Origin of the sequence: Actinomadura macra NBRC 14102, from assembly GCF_001552215.1 — a bacterium.
GTDB classification, from domain to species: domain Bacteria; phylum Actinomycetota; class Actinomycetes; order Streptosporangiales; family Streptosporangiaceae; genus Spirillospora; species Spirillospora macra.
Window position 1 is genome coordinate 420,135 of the sequence record NZ_BCQT01000006.1, and the last position, 19,701, is coordinate 439,835.

The following is a 19,701-nucleotide window of genomic DNA, read 5'->3' on the forward strand; positions in this document are numbered from 1 at the left end:
CCCTACTGGGCCGCCAGTTCTGAAAGCTTCTTCTGGAGGTCCTTGCGCGCCAGGGGACGCGTGGTCCCCACCCAGTCCGGGCGCTTGTACGGCTTCACACCGATGTTCGGCACGCATGTCGAGCAGCTCGCCACGACCATCTTCCCGCCGCCGATCACCATGCCCACATGGCCCGGGTTGTTGGACGAGGTGCCGGGTCCGGAGTTGAAGAACACCAGGTCGCCGGGCTGCTCCTTGCCCTTGTCGATCTTCACGCCGTACGGCCACTGCTCGAACGTGGTGCGCGGGATCGACATGCCGGCGGAGCGGTAGGCCGCCTGCAACAGGCTGGAGCAGTCCCACGCGTCCGGCCCGTTCGCGCCGAAGATGTACCGCTTGCCGCGCTGCGCCATCGCGAAGGCGATGATCTTCTGGACGAGCTCGCTCGCGTTCGCCGGGAGCTGGTTGTCCTGGCACTCGACCCCGTTGGACTGGACGACCTCGAAGTCGCCGCCGACATACTTCTTCGCCCAGTCCAGTACGAGGTTCACGTAGTCCCACGAGTGGTTGTACATGAAGATCGCGGTGCGCATCCGCCGCGGTGCGCCGTTGTGCTTGAGGTAGGCGGCGGCGGTGGGGACGGCGTCCGCGGGGTCGTAACGGTCCTTGTGCCCGTCCTTGTTGCCGTCCACCGCGAACGCCTTGAAGGTGGGAGCCAGGAACTGCATGGGGCCGCCCGCGCCGGCGTAGTTCTCGCCGTTCTTGACGCCCGGGAGGTTGGACGTGCCGTGCCCCGTCTCGACCTTGCCGATGCCCGCGAGGACGTTCCACGGGATCCCGTACTGGTCGCCCGCCTTCTTGTAGAGGTCCAGGTAGTTGGCGGGGATCGCCTTGGCGTCCGTCGCCGCGGCGGGCTGCGCGTTCGCCTGCGACACGTCCACGCAGCCACCGCCCACACCACCGCCGAACACGAACTGGCTGGCGCCGAACAGGACCGGAACGAAGATCATCGCTATGAAGAGCGCCGCCGCGACGCCGAGGCCCCCCGCGAGCATGAGCCGCCGGGGGGTCATCCCGGATCACCCGTGTCGCCCGCCTGGCCCGCGTCGGCGGGCTGGAAGGAGTAGACCTTCAACGAGCCGCCGTCCCGCGCGACCGTCACGGCGTACTGCTTGCTGTCGCCACTGCTCCTACCGCCCTTGGTGAGCTGCTGCTTGCCGGTCACCAGAAAGATGATCGAGTTGTCCTCGATATCGCGGACCCGGTCCAGCGTGGAGGACCCTTCCGCGACGATCTGCTGCTGCCGGCGCTCGTCCAGGATGCCGGGCGCCGCCGCGCCCCGGGCGAGCTCGCCGCGCAGCTCATCGGTGACGTATCCCGACAACCGTCCGATGTACGCCTGCGGGTTCTCGTCGAAGCGGTACGTCCCGTACGCGGCGACGAACCGCTGCGCCAGGTCGGCGGCCGTCGCGAACTCCTGCCGGGAGAACGGCAGCAGCCGGTACACATCGAAGTCACTCGGGTTCACGGCGCCGGGGATTCCCGCGGGAGGCGACGCCGGGCCGGTCGGGCCCGCGGTCGCCGACGCGGCGGCGCTCGGACGGTCGGCGGGCCCGTCCGAATCGTCGTCGGGCGCGGCGATCGTCAGATAGACGCCGACGAGCGCCAGCACCACCACGAGCCCGGCAAACAGGAGCTTGCGCTGCCGGTCGTTCAGGTTCATCACTCGTCCCGATCCGCCTCACCGGACCGGCCGTCCACCGGACGGAGCCAGAACGGGATCGGGGGTCCCTCCTGCGATCCGCGCCGCCCACCCCACAGCGGCGGGGGCTGCTGCCGTCCACCCGGCCCGGGACCCGCGGACGGGGCCTGCTCCCCGCCACCCGCGCCCCCACGCGGCCTCGGCACGTTGGACGCCGGGTCGGCCGCGGGCGCGCCGCCCCCGGAACCGCCGCCGGAACCGCCACCGGAACCGCCACCGGCGCCGCCGGAGTCCGAGCCGCCGCCCGAGAACCAGCCGCCACCGGAACCCTGGTCGCCACCGGAACCGCCACCGGCTCGTCCGCGTCCTCGCTCGGCAGAACCGGAGGACCGTCCGCCGCCGGCGAACCAGCCGCCACCGCCTCCCGATCCGTTACCGGACCCGTTGCCCCCGCCTTCGCCTCCGCCAGCGCCCCCAGAACCGCCAGAGCCACCGCTGGAGCCGTTGCCACCCGAGCCGCCTCCCGCTCCGGCGGACACGTCGCCGCTCCCGCCGCGTCCCGCCCAGGACGTGGGACGAACGGTGCCCGTGCCCGAACCCGCGCCGGACGATGGCTTGCCACCGCCGGCCGCCGCGGGAGCCGCACCGGCGCCACCGTTAGCGCGCGCGCCCGCGACACCAGCGGGACGCGCCGTCGCGGTGTCGCTCGCGTCCGGACGTGCCTCACCAAGGGCGCCCGCACGGGACGGCAGGTTCAGCGGAGGTGCACCCCGCCGGGAACGTCCCTGCGCGGCCGCGGCACCGGCCGTCCGCGGCTTGGCCGCGAGCACCGGCGCCTCCTCGGGCGAGGCACCCTCGCCCGCCCCGGCCACCGCGACACCCGCCCGCCGGTCGGCGGTCACACCGCTGCCCGGCACATCGGACTGCCCCCCCGCCGCGGCGGACTCGGACGTCGCCTCGCGCTTGGCCCAGCGACCGAGCCGGTACCCGGCCGTCCCGGGCACCACCGCGCCGGCGACCGCCGTCGTGCTGCGGCGCGCCTCGGCAACCGATTTGTCGAGCTGTGCCTCGCTCTTCTCACGCGCCCCGACCGCCGAGTACCCGACGGCGGAGAACAGGTGCTGGAACGGCTTGCGGTAGATGAACGCCGCGAACGTCACCAGCGCGATGAGCAGGATCTGCAGGCCCCAGGGCAATGTCTCGCCGAGGATCAGCCCGTACGCCCACAACAGCAGTGACAGCACCCCGATGAGCGCCGCCTGTTTCAGCAGCATCGACAGCAGCAACTCCAGCCATCGGATGGCGATCACCCGTCCGATGCCCGGATGTATCCCGATGCCGAGGAAGATCGGCCCGGCGACCAGCAGCAGCAGGAACGCGATCTTCACCACGATCAACGCGATCGCGATCACCATGATCAGCAGCCCGGCGACCAGCGCCGCGAACAGCCCCCCGAACGCCACCGCCAGCCTGTTCTGCCAGTTCTTGCCCTGGAAGAGCGAATAGCTCCCCGGATGGTTGTCCTTGATGTCCTTGGTGACGTCCTTGTAGGCGTCCGACTTCTTGCCGAGATCGACCTTCTGGCCGCCGTACGTCTCCGGCATGTCCACGGCCTGCGACCACAACAGCTTGTCCGCGTTGTCCTTGACGATCTTCGCATTGGGGTCGGTGGTCCCGAACTCGCCCTGCAGCCACGGCTTGCAGACCAGGGCCACCCACAGCCCGTTCGCGTTGCGCGTCGTCGCGTCCAGGTTCGCCGACGCGGCCGGATCCTGCTTCCCGGCGGGCGGCGGGACACAGGTGCCGCCCTTGGTGTCGCTCTGCGGCAGCGCCGCGTTGAACGCCGCGCTCGTCGCCTCCGACACCTTCGTCCCGAGCGTGGTGAAGTCCGCGGGCCGCGCGACCAGCCAGATCAGCGCCACCATCGCCGCGACCATCCAGATCACGCCCTCGGTGACCTTGCTCGCCCGCCTCCGGACGAGCCCCCACCAGGCGAGCCACATCGCGCCGAGGATGACCACCCATGACCAGTAGCGCGCGTTGAACGTCTTGCCCATGCCGCTGATGACGCCGTCGACGGTGTCCTTCAGCCAGCTCAGCAGCGACTCCGAGGCCGCCGCCTGGTAGACGCTGATCGTCGTCCGGTCGATCGCCCGGACGAGGGTGAACGTGGTGTTGGCGAGGGCGTTGCCCATCATCGCCATCGCGTCCGAGCAGCCCATGTCGACCGCGTACCAGCTCTGCCCGGCCGTCCCGTACCGGTCGTAGTAGGTCAGCTGCTCGACCGGCGTCTTGCGCAGCTTCTCGTCGGGGTAGTCGGGCGGCTTGATGAGCCCGTCCGTCCCCGACCCGTACTGCTCCGGCGACGGGCTGTCGGCCGGACGGCACGGGTCCGACCCGAACGGCCCGGCGCCCGCCATCGGCGACAGGCCGACCATGAACAGGGCCAGGACCATGACGAAGAGGACGGAGCGACGTCGGGCCCGGCGGGATCTGCGGGCTCGGCGGCGGGTGCCGGAGAGACTGCTGAGATCGAGCCCTTCACCGGGTGAGCGCTGCAGGCGCGCCATCCGGTCGCGGGGACCTCTCATCGACGGACCTCCTCGACCTCGGCCCCCGCGGTGGTGAGTTCGGACGGACCCGGATGAGGCCGGGTCGGGTTGGTGTCCAGCCAACGCTGCAGTTCCTCGGAGATCAGGTCGACGCCGATCCGTCCCGCCCGGCCGTCGAGGTCACGGAAGATGCATTCGCCGTTGCCGAGGTTGCGCAGCACGGCCTTGTGCTCGTCGGACGTCTCGACCCCCAGAAGAGACATGACGTTGCCGACCTCGACGCGTTCGGTGGAGCGGAAGGAGAAAACCGACGACAGGCAGTTGGTCACCTGTTCATTCAAGAGGTCGCCGGCGTTCTGCGAGACCAGGATCAACGCAGTGTTGCGGGATCGCCCCATACGCGACACTTCCGGCACCAGCTTGGCGCCTTCCGGTGTCGATGTGATGGCCCACGCCTCGTCCAGGAAGATCGCCTTGGGCAGCCGCCGGTCGAGCCCGTGCATGAGCCGCCGCGCGAACTGCGACACCAGGTACATCAGGGCGACGGAGAGCCGCTGCTCGTAGGAGTAGTCCTCGCGCGAGATCGCGACGTCCGGCAAGGTCAGGCCGCCGAGCGTGAACACCGTCGTCCAGCCGGCGCTGTCGATGCGCTCGCCGCCGGACGGGTCGAAGCACAGCCGCGCGAGCCGCATCTCCGACATCGAGCGCAGCACCGCGCCGAGGTTCTTGGACGCGGGGTCGGCGGCGGCCTCCAGGAAGTCGACGACCCGTCCGAGGGACGGCCGCTCGGCGTTGGCGACCGCACCGACCGCCTGGATCATCGCGGACTCGCGCTCCTCCGACATCCTCGGCAGCAGCAACCGCAGCGTCTCGGTGGCCATGGTCTTCTTGGCCGCGAGGTCGTCGCCGAACGAGAACGGGTCCAGCAGGCCGGGCGCCGCCGACCCGAGCGGCAGGATGCGCGCCCTGCGGCCCCGCGCCTTCAGCAGCTCCACCAGCGACTCGGCGTCGCCCTTGGGATCGATCGCGGCGACCGTGACGCCCCGCAACGCCATCTGGTAGATCAGCAGCAGCGCGAGCGTCGTCTTGCCTCCGCCCGGTTCACCCGTGATCGCCACCGCCGTCGGACGGTTGCGCGCCGCGGCGACCAGCGGGTCGAAGTGGACGATGGACCGGGCCCGCCCCAGCGTCTCGCCGATGTAGGGGCCGATCCAGCCCTCGGAGTTCTCGTCGGGACGGTCACCGAGGTCGACGGTCGCGACGGGCATCCCGCCGGCGATCGTGCGGAGCGGCTGCCGCTGCGCGTAGGCGTTCAACCGGATCCGGTCACCGGGCAGCGACTCCAGGAACAGGGAGAACTGGTCGCCGGTGGAGTTGACCACGTCGATGCCGATGTCGCGGTAGTGCTCCACCACCGCGTCCACCCGCTGGGCCAGCAGTTCCTCCGTGGGCGCGGACACGATCAGCCGGTGCCATCCGTACACGAACGGGAGCCGTTCCTTGGTGATGCCGTGCTCCAGCATCCGTGCCGCGTCGATCTGCTCCGCCAGGGCGATGGGCGCCTCCGCGCCCGCCTCCCGGATGTGCTGGTCCATGTCTCGCGCGTGCGCCAGTTTCCGCGAGACGTCCTTGGACGCCTTGGCGGGCGGGATCAGCTTCATCCGCGCGCTGATCTCTACGGGGAAGGGGAGCGCGTCGGCGTAGTGGAACCACGGCTCGCCGTCGGGGAACGGCATGACGTCGGGGAACCGCGCGAACGACAGGTACGCCACGTAGGACGCGGCCGTCGCACCGCCGCCCGCGCCCGTGAAGTTCGGCTGCTCCACCCGCAGGTACGAACGACCGTTGTGGATCGCGCCCTCCACCAGCGACTCGATCTCGCCCTTGCCCCACGTCCTGCGCGGCACGGCCGACGGCGGCGGATCGGCCAGCGACCCCGTCACCGCGTGCTGGAACAGCCACGCCACCTCGGTCGAGGTGGCGTGCCTGGCGTACAGGGCCGACGCCCCCAGGGCACGGCCGATGCGCTCGGCCTGCTCCGTCCAGCGGCCGATCTCCTTCTTGTCGACCGCGTCGTCGCTCACGCCGAGGACGTTCTCGCTGCGCTTGTAGAACCCGAGCAGCTGGGCCAGGACCCCGCCGGACAGGTGGGCTCCCATCCCGCGCGGCCCGAGCCGCACACCGAGGTAGACCTCCTTCGTCCAGAAGTCCTTGGCCCACACGTGCGCGTAGGTCTCCTCCAGGTACTCCCGCCACCCGGCTCCGGCGTCGGACGTACGGTCCAGTGCCAGCGCCCATTCCGCCGCCGGATACGTTCGGTGCGCGATCCGCAGATGCACCTCGGCGTCCTGCATGCGGATGCCGGCGAGCGCGATGGTGATGTTGGTCGCGAGCGCCTCGCGCTCCTCACCGGTGGTGAACTCGTACGACACCGTGGGCAGCCGGAAATACGCCCAGGCGGCGTTGTCGGTGAGCAGCACGCGGTCGTCGAAGTACCGCACCGCCAGCCGGCTGGACTTGCTCATGCCGTCCTCCCGACCACTGATTCTCCCGATGCGCGTTGGCCGGTGAAGGGTTGGCCGGGGAAGTGTTTGACTTCCGGATGGTCAGCAACGTCAGGCGCGGCGGCCAGGTATGCCTGCACCGTGCCGGTCCGCTCCGCTCGATGCCCGCGAGGGGCGTTCATCGGGTGGCCTCCTGCTCCTGCTGAAGCTCCTGGTAACGCTCGGGCACGACGGTGAAGCCGCCGGCGACCACACCGGCGAGGGCAAGATAGGCACGCCGCGTCGGCGCGCGCAACGACTTCAGCTCGTTGCGCGGCGCGCGGTCCATGCTGAGGTGATCGTCCCACGGGATGCGGACGAGGGCGCGGCAGCGGCCGCGAGCCACGGCCTCGGCCTGCTCGACGTCGTCCATGCTGCGGCGGCTGACCCCGTTGATGACCGTCACGGCACGGGACCGCAGTTCCTCGTACCCGTGCCCGTCCAGCCATTCGAACGTCATCGCCACCGCGCGCGGCGCGTCGGAGCTGGCGGGGGCGACCAGCACGATCTGGTCGGCGTACGGCAGCACCCGCGCGACCACGGCCGCCGCCGCGTCCAGCAGCGTCACCGAGTAGAAGCGGTCGATGGTGCGGATCGCCAGGGCGTAGTCCCGGTCGTCCAGCGCCTGTAGGGGGTTCTTGCCCGCCGCGACCACGTCGAGGCCCGACTTGGCCTGCGAGGTGTACCGGCGCATCGCGGTCAGGCTGCCCACCTGGTCCGCCCGGGTGATGAGCCCGGTCAGCGTCTCGTTGGTCTCGCTGCGCGTCCGCCGCGCCAGCGCGCCGGGCCCGGGGTTCACGTCGATCGCGACGACGGGCTCGCCGTTGTGCTGGGCGAACGTGTGGCCCAGCATGAGCGCCGTCACGGTCTGCCCGGCGCCGCCCGTGCAGCCCAGCACGACGATGTGGCGCGTGCCGTGGAACGGCTGCTGCAAGCGCATCTGGTACTCGGCGTCGATGTCCCCGTGCCCGCCTCCGACGGCCTGGATGAGCCGCCGCAGCCCGCCGGTCGTGACCTCGTGCTCGGGGTCCGGCGGCGTGATCGCGGGGCCGGACGGAGGCGGTGCGGGCGGTGGCGGGAGCGGTCGTGGCCGCACCGGTGACGCCGGGCCCGACCGCACCTCCCGTGGTGGTGCCGGCTCCTCCGCCGGAGGCGGAACCGGCATCCCTCGCACAGGCGTCCGCTGGGCCGGGGTGCCCTGTGGGGGGATTCCTTGCGGCGGCGGCCCGGGCGGGGGCACCGCCGGCTGAGGCGTCGCCTGCGGGTGTGTCGCCTGCTGGTGTGCCGCCTGCTGGTGTGCCGCCTGCTGGGGCGCTGCTTGCGACGGCACCCCCTGCGGGGAGGCCTGTTGCGGCGGCGTCGGCTGCGGGAGCACCGGCTCCGGCGCGGACGGGCGCCCCGCGACAGGGGTGGGACGTGCCGGATTGGACAGCCCCTTGGACCACGGCTTCGGCGGCTCCTTGCGGTGCGGCGCGGAAGGCTGTGCGGGGGGCTGGGCAGAGGGCTGTGAGGGGGGCAGGGCGGGGGCCTGCGGCTGTTCGGCGGGCGGCCGGGCCCCGAACGCCCCGGGGACCATCGGGACGTCCGGCCGTGTGACCGGCGCCGGCGTGGTCGGCCGCCGCTCCGCCGCTGGCGTGCTGGGCTGGCGCTCCGGCTGCGGCGTGCCGGGGCCGCGCTGCGGGCGGATCCGCCGCACCGACTCGTCCGGGACGATCGACGGCTGCGGGCGTGCGGGCGGCAGGGGATTTTCGGCCCCCGCCACCTTCCGGTCCCCCGGTTCTCCTCCTGCGCGCGGCGATGGAGATCGCGATGGCGACGGCGGGAGAGGCACCTCCCGCTGCTGAGCCGCTCCGCGAGCGGCCGGCGGGTCGACAGGCCAGGCCGCCTCCTCCTCGGTCTCGCTCTCGGCCTCCACGGGCTCCTGCGGGGCGGGACCTTCCTGCGCGGCAGTGGCGGCAGGGGTTGCCGCCGCGGGCGCTTGAGGCACGTCCTGACGCGGGCTCTCGGCCGTGCCCGCGGCGGCAGCGGCGGCCTGGGGCTCGGGCGTGTCCTCGGCAGGGACCGCGGACTCCGGCGGCGCCTCCTGACGCGCCCCCTCGCCGGCGGACGCGTCCTGTTCACCGGCCGACGGCGACGGGGACACGATCGGGACGCCCAGCGGTGGTGTGTTCTCACCGTCACCCGGGATGGAGTGCGGCTGGGGCTCGTCCTGACGCCGAGGCGCTTCCTGACGCTGCGCCTCGGCGGGAGCCGACGCGGGCTCGGGAGTCGGGGCGGAGGGTTCTTCCTCCCTCGCCGCTTCGGGCGTGGCAAGGACAGCGGATGGCCGTGGCGCATCCTGCGACGGCTCGGCGCTTTGGGATCCCGAGGGGGCCGAGGGGGCCGGGGGCTGCTGGGGAATGTCAGGGCGAGTGGGAGGCGGGGTGATGGCCTCCCAGAACTCGGGGGCAGCACCAGGGCGGCGGACGCCCGACGCAAGGGCACGCTTGCCGGAGCCCGGGGACTCCAGATGTGGCGTCGCGGGAGGACGTTCCAACTCCGGCTGCCCCACGATGACGTCGTCCTCGTGGGAGATGTCGCGGGTGGTGCGGCGCCAGGGCTTGGGCTGGCGGGCCGGGACGCGCCGCTCGGGACCCGCGACACGCTCCGGTCCTGCGACGCGGGGTTCGGGACTCACGACGCGGTGTTCGGGACCCGCGACACGGACGTCCGGGCTCGCGACCTGGACGTCGGCGTCGACGCTGGGGGTGTCGGCTGCCACGACGTGCAGCTCGACGCCCACGGCAGGGACGTCGGGGGGCGCGCTGCGCGCGACGGGCACCGCCGGAGCGCGGGCCGGGGCGGGGACCGCCGGAGCCGTCTGGGGGGCGCGCTGGGCCGCGTATTCGGCCAAGGGCTGGGGGGCGGAGGCCACGGCGGGGCCTGGAACGAGAACGGCGGGCACCCGCTCGTGGGCAGACACCGGCTCGGGGACGGGCACCGCCTCGGCGGCCCTGCGCTTGCGGCGGGACTTGATCGCGGCGCGTTCGGAGGCGGCGACGGGGGCCGGGGCCCCGGGCCGGCGCCACACGCGGGCGACGATGACGACCTCGCGGGGTTCGCGGATCGGGGTGAGGCGGCACCAGGTACGGGGCTCGGCGAAGTAGCGGCTCTGGGAGAGCAGTAGCTCGGTGAGGCGCTTGCCCTCGATGACCGGACGGGTGGCCAGCCAGGTGAGAACGCCCGGCGGGACGATGTAGAGGACGTGCCAGGGTGACTCGAAGGGGATCCCGGCGACCTTCAGCAGGACGATCCAGGGGACGAACACGCCCGCGAACACACCGATCTGGACCAACGGCAGTGGCATCGGGAGCCGCAGGTCGTACAGCTTGTAGAGCCGCTTCTCGATGCGCCAGATGTTCGTGTACGTGCGTAGATCCACGCCCCTACTCCCCTAACTGTGCAAGCACAGTGTCGACTTCCGGGCCCCGCCCGGGGGCCCTCCGACCTCGGTGTCCGCCGGTACGGAGATCAGGTGATGTCCACTCCCAGTGCCTTGGCTATGGCCTTGGCCGTCGTCTCGATGATGTTCGGTACGTAGAAGACCACTCCGATCCCGATCGCCAGCACGATGAACTGAACGAAGCGCGTGATCTCGCGCGTGAAGAGAAAGAAGATCGCCACAATGGAGACGATCACCAGGAAAAGGGGACCGAATATCTGGCGGAGCCAGTCCGCGAGCTGGTCGGTCTGGAGTTCGTCGTTCTCCGCGGGCGCCGCCAGGATCTCGTGCGGAATCGACGCCATGATGTGGTGCAGCATCGACTGGTTACCTTCCTTGGTCGGCGGGGGTTGATCTGTGTGGTCGGGTCACGTCGCGGCCTCTCATGATGCGTTCGGTTCCGTGGTGCCGCGAATGTCTCGGACGAGCCACTTCGTGCCCCTCTTCACCATGGCGAGCTGGTAGGTCTGCTCCAGCTGGCCGCCACCGCCCACGGTGAGCTGCCACACGACCGTGGCGGTGACGGTGCGCTCGCCCGCGGACCCCTTCGCCGCGACGACCTCCTTGACCTGGACGAACGTCACGGAGCCGGCCAGCCCGGTGATGGTCGTCCCGTCGGAGAACAGCGACAGGGCCGCCTGGTTGCCGGTCGCGTACTGCTGGAAGAAGGTGCCGAGGAAGGGCTGGAGTTCGGCTTCGAGGGCGGCGTCGCGGTCTTGGACGCCGCCTTGCGGCAGCTGCGCCTTCGTGGGCGGGGGAAGGAGGGCGGGACGGGCGGAGACGACCAGGGAACCGCCGCTGTCCGCGTAGACGGGAACGGCCAGGCGCAGCCATTTGTCGGCCGTGCGGGCGAGCAGCGTCACGGTGGCGTTGTTGGCGTCGCGCGCGTCGACACCGGCGACCTGGACGGACTGGACCTGCAGCGTTCCGACGCCGTCCCAGCCGAATTGGGCGTCGGCCCCGTCAGGGAGGAAGGTGCGCAATTGCGCTTCGCGGGCGGGCGCGTTCTTCTGGTCGTAGTTGAGGTAGACGTTGGCGAACTGGAGCGCGAACGCGCTGGCGGCACTGCTCGGGAACTGCGCGTTCTTCGCGGGCTTCGCACCGGTGCTGGGGGACGCGGTGTCCTTCGCGGTGAAGCGCTCGAACGGCGCGCGGATGCCGTTGACGAGGATGACGAGGATGACGGCCCAGAGGACGGCGCGCCCGACCCAGATCCACCAGCGTCCGCCGGAACCGCCCCAGCGCCCGCCGCCGCGCGAGCCGCCATCGCCGGAGCGTCCGCGCCGGCGGTCGCGCTCCACCATGTCCCACGGGTCGGCGGACGAGGCGAGCGCCCGGCCGGGCGCCGCCGTCTCCTCGACTGCGGCCGTGTCACGGCCGCGTGCAACGGCCGACCTGCGAGCCATCCTGCCTCCGCTCGCGCCTCGCCCCCGGTCGGCGCGGTCATGTGTGCCTGGTCCTGTGCCGGTGGCTGTTTCTGAACCCACCTCGGGCCCAGCGTAACCACGAGCGTCAATTGTTCCAGCGCATCGCAGCGAAGCACAGCCCCGGCACGCGGTTGTGGATAATGCAATCCACCTCAGCAGGAACAGGGAAGATTGCCAAACGGTGACGATCCCCTACCTGGGCCTCCGAACAGGGCGCGTTACGACGTTCCAGACAAGCAACCCGGATCAGAAGGTGCTTGGTGACGTGATGGCGAACACGACCGCAATCTCTTCCCGAAAGAAACCGGCAAAGTGTCTTCCATGGGACATATCACCGTGGAACCCAGCTCTTGGGCGCCATCCGGCACCACATGTAACACGCGTCACAGTCACCGCACAACCCTCGGCACGCCGATCCCCGAAAACGTCCGCCGCCGTCCCCTCGCATCCGTCACCGGCCCGACACGCAGCGCGTCGGCCATGACCGTGAGCGGAGCACGTCAGACGTTGAAGCGGAACTCCACCACGTCGCCGTCCTGCATGACGTAGTCCTTGCCCTCCATGCGGACCTTCCCGGCGGTGCGGGCGACCGCCATGGAGCCGGCGACGGTGAGGTCGTCGAACGAGACGACCTCGGCCTTGATGAAGCCGCGCTGGAAGTCGGTGTGGATGACGCCGGCGGCCTCGGGCGCGGTGGCGCCCTTGCGGATCGTCCAGGCCCGCGACTCCTTGGGGCCCGCGGTCAGGTACGTCTGGAGGCCGAGCGTGGCGAACCCGATCCGGACGAGCTGCGACAGGCCGGATTCCTCCTGGCCCATTCCCTGGAGCAATTCCAGAGCCTCGTCGTCGGGCAGCTCGATCAGCTCGGCCTCGATCTTGGCGTCCAGGAAGATCGCCTCGGCGGGTGCGACGAGGTCGCGGAGCCGGGCGCGGACGGTCTCGTCGGGCAGCTCCTCCTCGTCCAGGTTGAAGACGTAGAGGAACGGCTTGGCGGTGAGCAGGTGCAGCTCGCGCAGCAACGCCAGGTCGATCCCGGCACCCTCAGCGCCCGCGAAGAGCGTGACACCCTCGTTCAGCAGCTTCTGGGCGGCGTTGACGGCGTCGACGACGGCCAGCTTGTCCTTGTCCTTCTTGGTCCGGGCCTCCTTGTCGAGGCGTGGCAGCGCCTTCTCGATCGTCTGGAGGTCGGCCAGGATCAGCTCGGTGTTGATCGTCTCGATGTCGCGGGACGGGACGACGTCGCCGTCCACGTGGGTGACGTCGGCGTCCTCGAACACCCGGATGACCTGGCAGATCGCGCTGGTCTCCCGGATGTTGGCGAGGAACTTGTTGCCGAGTCCCTGGCCCTCGGACGCGCCCTTGACGATGCCGGCGATGTCCACGAACTCCATCGTCGCCGGAATGATCTTCTGCGAGCCGAAGATCTCCGCGAGCACCTCCAGCCGCGGATCGGGCACCCCGACCACGCCGACGTTGGGGTCGATGGTCGCGAACGGGTAGTTCGCGGCCAGCGCGTCGTTCTTGGTCAGCGCGTTGAACAGCGTGGACTTGCCGACATTGGGCAGCCCGACGATTCCGATGGAGAGGCTCACGGCCGCCAAGTTTATGGGCCCGGCGTGCCTACTCCCGACGGCGACCGGGTGAACCTTTCCCGCATGCCAGGGCGAAGCGGACGTACGCCTGGGAGCACTGGGGCCAATTGTCCGGTCCGGTGGTCGTTTCCGGCGCGTCGCGGTCACGGTTCGCGCGTCCGCTGTCACGATGAACGGATGGATCTCGCGCTGTTCGCCGGACTCCTCGTCGGCGCCGTCTTCGGCGCCGTCGCCGGGTACGCGCTGGCGACGGGCCGGCAGGGCGCGCTGATCGCCCGGGCCCGGGCGGCCGAGGAGAAGCTCGCCTACGCCGAGGGACGGATGGCCGAGCACTTCGAGACCCTGTCGGCCAAGGCACTGGACGCCAGCAACCAGCGCTTCCTGGAGCTGGCGGACACGCGGCTCAAGGCCGCCGGCGTCGAGGCCGCGGGCGAGCTCCAGCGGCGGCAGCAGGCCGTCGAGCATCTCGTCGCGCCCCTGCGCGAGACCCTCGCCAAGGTGGAGGAGCAGCTCCGCGAGGTCGAGACGGGCCGCCGCGAGTCGCACGCGATGCTGGCCAAGCAGGTCGACTTCGTCCGGCAGAGCTCCGACCAGCTGCGCCGCGAGACCCAGACGCTGGTCCGGGCGCTGCAACGGCCGGAGGCGCGGGGGCGGTGGGGCGAGCTGCAACTGCGCCGCGTCGTGGAGATCGCCGGGATGGCGCACCACTGCGACTTCGACGAGCAGGCCAGCGCGGTCACCGCGGACGGGACGGTACGTCCCGACATGGTCGTCCGGCTGGTGGGCGGCAAGAGCGTCGTGGTCGACTCCAAGGTGTCGCTGGCCGCCTACCTCCAGGCGGCCGAGAGCGGCGACCCCGTGCGGCTGGACGCGCACGCCCGCCACCTGCGCGACCACGTCGACCGTCTCGCGGCCAAGTCGTACTGGCAGGCGTTCAGCCCGGCGCCGGAGTTCGTCATCCTGTTCATCCCGGGTGAGGCGTTCCTGGCCCCCGCGCTGGACCGCGATCCTGCGCTGCTGGAGTACGCGATGCGCCGGCGGGTCCACATCGCCACCCCGACCACCCTGATCACGATGTTGCGGACGGCGTCGTACGCCTGGCAGCAGGCGGCCCTTTCGCGCAACGCCCGAGCGGTCTTCGAGCTGGGCAGAGAACTGTACGAACGGCTCGGGACGATGGGTCAGCACGTCGACGAACTGGGACGCGCGCTGACCGGCGCCATCAAGTCCTACAACCGGACGGTCGGTTCTCTGGAGACGCGTGTGCTCGTCAGCGCCCGCCGCCTGAACGAGCTGGGCGTCGTGGAGAACTCTCTGGACGGCCCCCAGCCCGTCGAGGAGAGCCCGCGCGCGCTCTCGGCCGCCGAGTTGACCGCGCATGAGAAGCCGCCTTATGACCAGCAGCCCCACGACCACCGACTCGACCACCGGGACCCGGAGGTGCCGGCCCCCGGCGCTCCGTTCGACGAGGAGCCCCTCGACGAGCACGACGATGATCATGACGGCGAACCGGTAGGTTTCGGCGGACGGGCCATCCCTGATCAGCTCGATCAGCGAGAGAGGTGGCAATGAGCAACTCGACGGTGGACGACGCGCCGGGCGGCGCGTCTCCGGCCCCAGGGGGTCAAGTGCGACGTCAGCGCGGTACGTCCTCGCGGGCGCGCTCGGACGCCGCGTCGGCGACCCGCGGCCCGATGACGCCCGTCACCCTCACCGGCCGCGGCGGGATCGTGGTGATGTTCGCCACCGGGCTCGTCTGCGCGCTGCTGTCACGCTGGTTCGGCGTCGGTCTGCTCGCGGGCGGCGGCTTCGCGGTCGGCTGCGCGCTCGCCGCGTTCGCGACCCGTCCCGCCGACCTGCTGACGCTGGCCGTCAGCCCGCCGCTGGTGTTCTTCGCGGCGACGTTCACCGCGGTGCTCCTCGACACGCTCGGGGACGGGTCGCTGCTGCGCGGCCTGACCGTCGGGGTCCTGACGGCGCTGGCCTCGACCGCGCCCTGGCTGTTCTTCGGCACGCTGCTGGTGCTGGTGATCGGTCTCTTCCGAGGGCTTCCGGCGAACGTGCGGGAGCTGCGCGGCAAGCTCGTCGGAGTCCGTCTCTTCGAGAAGGAGGAGAACGCGGACCCGGTCCAGTGGGACGACTCGCCGTCCTCGGCGCGCGCCCGCCGCCTCCCCCACGGGGACGTCGACTGACCGACCGGACCCGCGACCGGCGATCAGACCGGGGTGATACGCAGGTCCCTGCGCAGCTCGTGCGGGAGCGCGAAACGCATGCTCTCCTGCACGGACTCGATCTCCTCCGCCTCCCCGAAACCGCGCTCGGACAGCCACCCCAGCACGCCCTGGACCAGCTCGTCCGGGACGGAGGCGCCGCTGGTGACGCCGACCGTGGTGACGCCCTCCAGCCAGGCCGGGTCGATGTGCTCGGCGTAGTCGACCAGGTAGGCGGCGTCGGCGCCGTGCTCCATGGCGACCTCGACGAGCCGCACCGAGTTCGAGGAGTTGGTCGAGCCGACCACGATGACGAGCTGCGAGCGGGCCGCCATCTCCTTGACGGCCGTCTGCCGGTTCTGCGTGGCGTAGCAGATGTCGTCGGACGGCGGGTCCATGAGCTTGGGGAACCGTTCGCGGAGCTTCTCGACGGTGGCGATCGTCTCGTCCACCGACAGGGTGGTCTGGGACAGCCAGGCCACCTTCTCAGGGTCGCGGACGGTCACGTTGGCGACGTCCCCCGGGCCGTCCACCAGGTGGATATGGTCGGGGGCCTCGCCGGTGGTGCCGATGACCTCCTCGTGGCCCTCGTGACCGATCAGCAGGATGTCGTAGTCCTGCGCGGCGAACCGGACGGCCTCCTTGTGGACCTTGGTCACCAGCGGGCAGGTCGCATCGATCGTGCGCAGGTCAAGGCTGCGGGCCTCGTCGTGGACGACGGGGGCGACGCCGTGGGCCGAGAAGACCACGATCGACCCCTCGGGGACCTGCTCGGTCTCGTCCACGAAGATCGCCCCGCGCTCCTCCAGCGTCTTGACGACGTGGACGTTGTGCACGATCTGCTTGCGGACGTAGATCGGCGCACCGTACTTCTCCAGGGCGATCTCGACCGTCTGCACGGCGCGGTCGACGCCCGCGCAGTAACCACGCGGCTTGGCGAGCAGGACACGGCGCTGGCTGTGGGTCATGGGTCTATCGTACGAGCCGTCCCCTCCGCCCCGTGCAGCACGGGAGGAAGGCGTCCAGCCCGGCGGGCCTCGGTGCCGCGGGGCTGAAAGCTCTGGTGAAGCCCGCTGTGTGACCCACTCCACGCGGTTCCTGGACGGAATCCGATAACCCGGGGTGACCGAAATCGCGCCCATGGGGCAGAGTGAAGTTCGACGAGACGATGCCGTGCGACCCACTCCCGCGTCAGGACGGCAGGAAGAGGAAAGACGATGACGAGATCGCCACGCCGCCTCAAACAGCAGGTCCAGGACACGGTGGGCGAGCAGGTCCGCGACCTCCCGCTGCACGCCGTCCGGCTCGCCATGTTCGGCGTGGGCCGTGCCCTGCTGCTCAGCGACCGGGTGACCCGCGACTACAAGGAGATCACCGAGGGCGGCGGCGTACGGCCGGTGATCGGCCGGCTGCGCACCGACGTCCAGAACACGGCCGAGAGGCTCGCCGGCCGCGTGGTGGAGCGGGTCCGCGGCGGCGAGGAGCCCGAGCCGGCCCCGCGGCCGAGGCCGACCGTCACCCGGACGGCGCCGAAGCATGCCGGCGGGCACAAGGACGACGGCGGCCACAAGGACGACGGCGAGATCTCGATCGGCAAGCCCGCCGCCCGGCCCGCCGAGTCCGGGCACTCGCCCAAGCACGCCCGCCCCGCGCCGCAGAACGCCAAGCCCGTGGCCAAGCCCGCTCCGCAGCCCGAGGGGGACGAGCCCGCACCGGAGCGCGCGGCCCAGGCGAAGCCCGCCCCCGAACCGGCCCCCGAACCCGCGCCGGAGCCCAAGGCGGAGCCGCGGCCGAAGGTCACGGGCAAAGAGGCAGACAAGGCCGCGGACAAGACGGCGGACAAGGCCGCGTTCGAACCGAAGCCCGAGGTGAAGCCCGCTGCTCCGGCGGAGGCCGGGCAGGCCGCGAAGGACCTTCCGGTGCCGAACTATGACGCGGCCACCCTGCCGCAGCTGCGCGCGCGCCTGCGGGGACTGTCCGCCGACCAGGTGAAGCTGCTGCGCGAGTACGAGCGCAAGCACGCCTCCCGCCCCGACGTGATCAAGATGTACGAGAACCGCATCGCCAAGCTGAACGGCCTCAACTGAGCGCGGGCACGGCGGAACGTTCGCACGGCCAGAGGGGGAAACGGCCCCCGGAATTCCGGGGGCCGCCGCCGGGGTCAGGGCGAGCCGAAGAGCTTGTCGAGGGCGGGCAGCGCCGCGGCGACCGCCGCGCGCTCCTCGTCCGTCAGCTCGGCGAACCGTTCGGCCAGGAAGTCGATCCGCCGCTTGCGTCCGGCGGCCAACTGCTCGCGTCCCGTCTCGGTGAGCCGGACGGTGACGACGCGGGCGTCCGCCCTCTCCCGGCCGCGCTCGATGAGACCGTCGCGCTCCAGCCGGTTGATCTGGGCAGTCATGGTCGGCAGCCGGACCCCGTGCTCAAGAGCCAGCTCGGTCATCCGGCGCGGGCCCTGCTCCAGCGAACTGAGCACCAACAGCTGCTGCGAGGTGATCGGCTGGTCGGCGCTGGCCTGGCGCAGCATCAGCACGACGTGGCGCAGACGCCGGTTGAGCTGTTCGGCCAGATCGCGCTCGGAAACGGTCACGGTCGCTTCTCCTCATTATTTAGCCAGTCTAAGTTAGTGCGTCTAAGTGCTGGCATGGTCCCGGGTGTCTCCGGTCACATCCCGCGCCACACCGTAGGCTTCCCGGCATGGCTATGGAGACCACGGCCGAGTCCCCCGTCCCGGTGCGGACCGTCCTGCAGGCGGTGGGCGGCTGGATCGGCAAGCTGGGACGGATCTGGGTCGAGGGCCAGATCACCGATCTCAACGCGCGCGGCGGAACGGTCTACCTGACGCTGCGCGACCCGGTCGCGAACATGTCGGTGCGGGTTGTCGGGCCCCGAGCGGTGGTCGAGGCCGCGGGCCCGGCGGTGACCGACGGCGCCCGCGTGGTCGTACACGCCAAACCCGACTTCTGGATCAACCGGGGGACGTTCTCGCTGAGCGTGCTGGAGATCCGTCCGGTCGGCGTCGGCGAACTGCTGGCCCGGCTGGAGCGGCTCAAGCAGGTGCTGGCGTCCGAGGGCCTGTTCCGGCCCGAGCGCAAGCGGCCGCTGCCCTTCCTGCCGGGCAGGATCGGGCTGATCTGCGGGCGCGACTCCGACGCCGAGCACGACGTGCTGCAGAACGCGCGGCGCCGCTGGCCCGCGGTCGCCTTCCAGGTGGAGAACACCGCCGTCCAGGGCTCCTACGCGGTCGGCGAGGTGATGGAGGCGCTGCGCAGGCTCGACGCCGACCCCGAGATCGAAGTGATCATCATCGCGCGCGGCGGCGGCGCGATGGAGGACCTGCTGCCCTTCTCGGACGAGGCGCTCGTGCGCGCGGTCTCCGCGGCCCGCACCCCGGTGGTCAGCGCGATCGGCCACGAACAGGACAGCCCGATCCTGGACCTCGTCGCGGACGTGCGGGCCTCCACCCCGACGGATGCGGCGAAGAAGACCGTCCCGGACGTGCGCGAGCAGCTCCAGCTCGTCCGGCAGCTCCGTGACCGGGGCCGCCGCTGCCTGACGGGCGGCGTGGAGCGGGAGCTGGCCTGGCTGAAGGCGGTCCGGTCACGGCCCGCGCTGGCCGATCCCATCCGCGAGGTGGAACGCCAGTCCGAGCAGGTGCTCGCCCTCCGGGACCGGACGCGCCGCTGCCTGGCCGGAGCGCTCGATCGCGCGGGCGACGAGCTTTCCCACACCCGCGCCCGCCTCCTGGCCCTCTCCCCCGCCGCGACGTTGCAGCGCGGGTACGCGATCGTCCAGCGCGAGGACGAGTCGGTCGTGCGGGAGCCCGCCGAGGTCAAGGACGGCGAGCGGCTCCAGGTCAGGCTTGCCGGCGGCCGTCTCGGGGTGAGCGTGTCCGACCGTGAGACGTCCTGAAGGTTTTTCCGGGGAGCCCAGGGGGGTCGTCCCCCCAGGATGAGAGGGTGGTGCGGGTGGCCGAAGAGAAGCTGTCGTACGAGCAGGCACGGGACGAGCTGACCGACGTCGTCAAGCGGCTGGAGGCCGGCGGGCTGACGCTGGAGGAATCCCTCGCCCTGTGGGAACGGGGCGAGAAGCTCTCCGCGATCTGCGAGGAGTGGCTGGAGGGCGCCCGCGCCCGCCTGGCCGCCGCCATGACCCCGCCCGACAACGGCGACCCGACCGCCCCCGCCCCCTTCTGACCCTGCACCGGCGACCCGATCC

15 protein-coding genes are annotated in these 19,701 nt (G+C 71.3%); 5 read left to right on the plus strand and 10 right to left on the minus strand.

From position 1 onward, the window contains the following. Positions 1 to 2 precede the first annotated feature (2 nt). From AMA02S_RS11135 to ychF, 8 genes are all read right to left on the minus strand, one after another. A complete protein-coding gene (locus AMA02S_RS11135) occupies positions 3 to 1,052 on the minus strand; it encodes a C40 family peptidase (RefSeq protein ID WP_067455736.1) in 1,050 nt (349 codons plus the stop codon). Then, positions 1,049 to 1,702 (minus strand): hypothetical protein, encoded by a 654-nt coding sequence (locus AMA02S_RS11140; protein ID WP_067455738.1) that lies wholly within the window; start codon positions 1,700 to 1,702, stop codon positions 1,049 to 1,051. Before AMA02S_RS11140 ends, AMA02S_RS11135 begins: the two co-directional genes overlap by 4 nt. After that, positions 1,702 to 4,272 carry a type IV secretion system protein gene (locus tag AMA02S_RS44650; protein ID WP_067455740.1) on the minus strand — a complete coding sequence of 857 codons (2,571 nt, stop codon included), beginning with the start codon at positions 4,270 to 4,272 and terminating at the stop codon, positions 1,702 to 1,704. The genes AMA02S_RS11140 and AMA02S_RS44650 overlap by 1 nt, the downstream gene beginning before the upstream one ends. After that, on the minus strand, positions 4,269 to 6,758 hold the full coding sequence (locus AMA02S_RS11150) for an ATP-binding protein (protein ID WP_157430511.1): 2,490 nt from the start codon (positions 6,756 to 6,758) through the stop codon (positions 4,269 to 4,271). The genes AMA02S_RS44650 and AMA02S_RS11150 overlap by 4 nt, the downstream gene beginning before the upstream one ends. A 157-nt stretch (positions 6,759 to 6,915) precedes the next feature. After that, positions 6,916 to 10,197, minus strand: a complete 3,282-nt coding sequence (locus tag AMA02S_RS11155) for a conjugal transfer protein (RefSeq protein WP_067455751.1) — start codon at positions 10,195 to 10,197, stop codon at positions 6,916 to 6,918. 89 nt (positions 10,198 to 10,286) lie between these two features. Beyond that, positions 10,287 to 10,562: a hypothetical protein gene (locus AMA02S_RS11160; RefSeq protein WP_439951592.1), complete on the minus strand. Its 276-nt coding sequence runs from the start codon at positions 10,560 to 10,562 to the stop codon at positions 10,287 to 10,289. Between the two features lie 78 nt (positions 10,563 to 10,640). Beyond that, positions 10,641 to 11,663, minus strand: a complete 1,023-nt coding sequence (locus AMA02S_RS11165) for a conjugal transfer protein (protein ID WP_067455757.1) — start codon at positions 11,661 to 11,663, stop codon at positions 10,641 to 10,643. A 521-nt stretch (positions 11,664 to 12,184) separates the two neighbouring features. Beyond that, positions 12,185 to 13,276 (minus strand): redox-regulated ATPase YchF, encoded by a 1,092-nt coding sequence (ychF, locus tag AMA02S_RS11170; protein ID WP_067457020.1) that lies wholly within the window; start codon positions 13,274 to 13,276, stop codon positions 12,185 to 12,187. Positions 13,277 to 13,453: 177 nt separating this feature from the next. Here ychF and AMA02S_RS11175 point away from each other — a divergent pair, with 177 nt between their 5' ends. Together AMA02S_RS11175 and AMA02S_RS11180 are read left to right on the plus strand one after the other, a co-directional pair. Further along, complete coding sequence (locus AMA02S_RS11175; RefSeq protein ID WP_084264983.1) at positions 13,454 to 14,848, plus strand: DNA recombination protein RmuC; 1,395 nt, start codon at positions 13,454 to 13,456, stop codon at positions 14,846 to 14,848. Beyond that, entirely contained in the window at positions 14,845 to 15,468 is a 624-nt protein-coding gene (locus AMA02S_RS11180) for a DUF6542 domain-containing protein (protein WP_084264984.1), read from the plus strand. Before AMA02S_RS11175 ends, AMA02S_RS11180 begins: the two co-directional genes overlap by 4 nt. Before the next feature lie 23 nt (positions 15,469 to 15,491). Here AMA02S_RS11180 and AMA02S_RS11185 read toward each other — a convergent pair whose 3' ends face one another. Further along, positions 15,492 to 16,454 (minus strand): 4-hydroxy-3-methylbut-2-enyl diphosphate reductase, encoded by a 963-nt coding sequence (locus AMA02S_RS11185; RefSeq protein ID WP_067455765.1) that lies wholly within the window; start codon positions 16,452 to 16,454, stop codon positions 15,492 to 15,494. A gap of 249 nt (positions 16,455 to 16,703) precedes the next feature. Between AMA02S_RS11185 and AMA02S_RS11190 the strand changes: the two genes are divergently transcribed. After that, positions 16,704 to 17,573 carry a DUF8129 domain-containing protein gene (locus AMA02S_RS11190; RefSeq protein WP_067455769.1) on the plus strand — a complete coding sequence of 290 codons (870 nt, stop codon included), beginning with the start codon at positions 16,704 to 16,706 and terminating at the stop codon, positions 17,571 to 17,573. Between the two features lie 74 nt (positions 17,574 to 17,647). Here AMA02S_RS11190 and AMA02S_RS11195 read toward each other — a convergent pair whose 3' ends face one another. Further along, positions 17,648 to 18,073, minus strand: coding sequence for a MarR family winged helix-turn-helix transcriptional regulator (locus tag AMA02S_RS11195; protein ID WP_369688386.1), 426 nt, complete (start codon positions 18,071 to 18,073; stop codon positions 17,648 to 17,650). Between the two features lie 107 nt (positions 18,074 to 18,180). Here AMA02S_RS11195 and xseA point away from each other — a divergent pair, with 107 nt between their 5' ends. Both xseA and AMA02S_RS11205 read left to right on the plus strand, forming a co-directional pair. Next, on the plus strand, positions 18,181 to 19,395 hold the full coding sequence (gene xseA / locus AMA02S_RS11200; RefSeq protein ID WP_067455772.1) for an exodeoxyribonuclease VII large subunit: 1,215 nt from the start codon (positions 18,181 to 18,183) through the stop codon (positions 19,393 to 19,395). A 56-nt stretch (positions 19,396 to 19,451) separates the two neighbouring features. Continuing rightward, the gene (locus AMA02S_RS11205; RefSeq protein WP_067457026.1) at positions 19,452 to 19,679 is read left to right on the plus strand and encodes an exodeoxyribonuclease VII small subunit; all 228 of its coding nucleotides are present in this window, start codon (positions 19,452 to 19,454) and stop codon (positions 19,677 to 19,679) included. The last annotated feature ends 22 nt before the right edge of the window (positions 19,680 to 19,701 follow it).

What these genes read in the sequence shown, in the direction of transcription:
- AMA02S_RS11135 (WP_067455736.1), bottom strand. Translation starts at nt 1,052, where the DNA reads ATGACCCCCCGGCGGCTCATGCTCGCGGGGGGCCTCGGCGTCGCGGCG.
- AMA02S_RS11140 (WP_067455738.1), bottom strand. Translation starts at nt 1,702, where the DNA reads ATGAACCTGAACGACCGGCAGCGCAAGCTCCTGTTTGCCGGGCTCGTG.
- AMA02S_RS44650 (WP_067455740.1), bottom strand. Translation starts at nt 4,272, where the DNA reads ATGAGAGGTCCCCGCGACCGGATGGCGCGCCTGCAGCGCTCACCCGGT.
- AMA02S_RS11150 (WP_157430511.1), bottom strand. Translation starts at nt 6,758, where the DNA reads ATGAGCAAGTCCAGCCGGCTGGCGGTGCGGTACTTCGACGACCGCGTG.
- AMA02S_RS11160 (WP_439951592.1), bottom strand. Translation starts at nt 10,562, where the DNA reads ATGGCGTCGATTCCGCACGAGATCCTGGCGGCGCCCGCGGAGAACGAC.
- AMA02S_RS11165 (WP_067455757.1), bottom strand. Translation starts at nt 11,663, where the DNA reads ATGGCTCGCAGGTCGGCCGTTGCACGCGGCCGTGACACGGCCGCAGTC.
- AMA02S_RS11175 (WP_084264983.1), top strand. Translation starts at nt 13,454, where the DNA reads ATGGATCTCGCGCTGTTCGCCGGACTCCTCGTCGGCGCCGTCTTCGGC.
- AMA02S_RS11180 (WP_084264984.1), top strand. Translation starts at nt 14,845, where the DNA reads ATGAGCAACTCGACGGTGGACGACGCGCCGGGCGGCGCGTCTCCGGCC.
- AMA02S_RS11185 (WP_067455765.1), bottom strand. Translation starts at nt 16,454, where the DNA reads ATGACCCACAGCCAGCGCCGTGTCCTGCTCGCCAAGCCGCGTGGTTAC.
- AMA02S_RS11190 (WP_067455769.1), top strand. Translation starts at nt 16,704, where the DNA reads ATGACGAGATCGCCACGCCGCCTCAAACAGCAGGTCCAGGACACGGTG.
- xseA (WP_067455772.1), top strand. Translation starts at nt 18,181, where the DNA reads ATGGCTATGGAGACCACGGCCGAGTCCCCCGTCCCGGTGCGGACCGTC.